Here is a 1,967-nt window from a genome sequence, read left to right on the forward strand (position 1 = left end):
TGTCATTGGACTGCTAATCAATAAAGTTGAATTTGGGCTAGATATTCACGCTTAATAACAGATTTCACCCACTACCCCAAATCGTTAGCTAAAGAAATACTATTATACTGTGGATGCAACACGATACGCTCTACGGCAATACGCTCGCCAGTATCAGCATCTAATTGAGCTTGATTAATAATGATATCAAAGTTAGCTGGCGACTGGTCAACAACGCAATGGCCCGCGGTCAGTACCCAATCTTTAGCAATCAGACTGGCACCACAAAATACCGCGGCAGCCGAGGCATTTTTAGGGACCAAGCCAGCCATCCACGGCCACAAGTCTGCCTGAGAGGTCGTGCCGCCTATAATGCGTAGCATTTTTTGACTTGGACTAGCGAGTGTTAGACTAGAACCGACAAGGGTTGTAAGGAAAAATAGTTTAATCAATAAGAGAATTTTCATAATAAATCCTTAACGTGTAGCGGTGACTTCCCATCGTGAATAGCAGAAATGTTTAGTCCGCTGCTTCTACAAAAAAACACTAAGCAAACTTATCTGCAAATACAGCCAAAGCCCGTGCCACAATATCATCCATATCATAATAGCGGTTCTCAGCTAAACGTCCCACTAAGGTCACGCGCTCAAATTTTTTCGAAAAATTCAAATAGCGATCCAGAATAGCCTTATTCTCTTCAGTAAAAACAGGATAGTAAGGAATATTCTTGAGTGGGTTATTACGCTCAAAATCTTGTGGGAACTCTTTAACGATAGTTGTGCCGGCAATAGTTTGCTGGCTGATATGCTTAAACTCCGTAATCCGAGTAAAATCATAATCATTTGGATAATTGATTGTTGTTTTAGCTTGATACTGATCGCAAGGCAAATGTTCAAATTGAAAATTTAGCGAACGATAAGGTAGCTCGCCAAATCGCCCCTGAAACAGTTCATCAATCAAGCCAGTAAAAATCAATTCACCTTTAAATTCACTGCCTAATAATTGCATAGCCCCCGAATCTAAATCAAGATGAAAGACATCTTTAAAATCAGTATTAAGCATGACACTAATATTTGAGTGATTTAGCATGTTCTCAAAGATTCGTGTATAGCCATGTGTAGGAATAGCTTGATATTTATCCTGAAAATAACGATTATCGCGTGAAACAAAGACAGGCACGCGGCCCGTTACCTCAGGGTCAATATCCTCAGGTTTTTTGCCCCATTGCTTAGCCGTGTAATGAACAAATATTTTTTCATAAATAAAATCAGCCAAAAATTTAAGTTCCGCATCATCAATTTTACGTAACTCTAAAATAGGCACTTTTTTACCATAGCCGAAACGCTCAATCAATTTCAATTCTAATGACTTAGCAAGCGAATCGGGTAATAAGGCATGCAGACTATTGAGATTAAAAGGCACCGGTACTTGCTGGCCATCAATAAAGCCAAGCACCTCATGTTGATACGGTCGCCACTGGGTAAATTGGCTAAGATAGTCAAATACGGCTTTATGATTGGTATGAAATAAATGCGGGCCATACTGGTGTATTAAAACACCGTGATCATCGAAGCGATCATAGCAATTACCACCTATATGTTGGCGTTTATCAATAACCAGCACGCGCTGTTTTTTTTGTGTTGCCAAGCATTCAGCTAAGACAGAGCCAGCAAAGCCAGCACCTATTATAATAGTGTCAAACATAGTACAAGAAAGGGAAAAAAAATTTAAGTGGCGTAAGGCTCAGCTGTTTTTGAGGGTCATAAGTCATAGAGTATATAAGTATACCGAAGGCACGCTTATTTTCTAGTGATTCACGTAAGTTCTTGGCATCTAAATAAGAAAATACCAGTATTATATAGTGGCCCCCAATATTTAGACCAATACTTAAGGAGCGATTTAGCTCAAAATATAGGTTGATTATAGCGGGTTATTACTATGAGCACAAAACGAAAATCACACAGTGCAAGATTTAAGGCGAGGTTGCC

Annotated in this window: 2 protein-coding genes; both read right to left on the minus strand. The window is 39.4% G+C overall.

Features of this window, described 5'->3' with window-relative positions; all coding sequences use genetic code 11:
• Window positions 1–71 precede the first annotated feature (71 nt).
• Entirely contained in the window at window positions 72–446 is a 375-nt protein-coding gene (locus BQ7314_RS06075) for a S1 family peptidase (RefSeq protein WP_174482813.1), read from the minus strand.
• Window positions 447–525: 79 nt separating this feature from the next.
• Window positions 526–1,683: a UDP-galactopyranose mutase gene (gene glf / locus BQ7314_RS06080; protein WP_174482814.1), complete on the minus strand. Its 1,158-nt coding sequence runs from the start codon at window positions 1,681–1,683 to the stop codon at window positions 526–528.
• Window positions 1,684–1,967 lie beyond the last annotated feature (284 nt).

Origin of the sequence: methanotrophic endosymbiont of Bathymodiolus puteoserpentis (Logatchev) (assembly GCF_900128525.1) — a bacterium.
In the GTDB taxonomy this organism is placed as follows: Bacteria; Pseudomonadota; Gammaproteobacteria; order Methylococcales; family Methylomonadaceae; genus Methyloprofundus.

Bases quoted from the DNA above. Each gene is read 5' to 3' on its own strand.
- BQ7314_RS06075 (WP_174482813.1), bottom strand. From the start codon at position 446: ATGAAAATTCTCTTATTGATTAAACTATTTTTCCTTACAACCCTTGTC.
- glf (WP_174482814.1), bottom strand. From the start codon at position 1,683: ATGTTTGACACTATTATAATAGGTGCTGGCTTTGCTGGCTCTGTCTTA.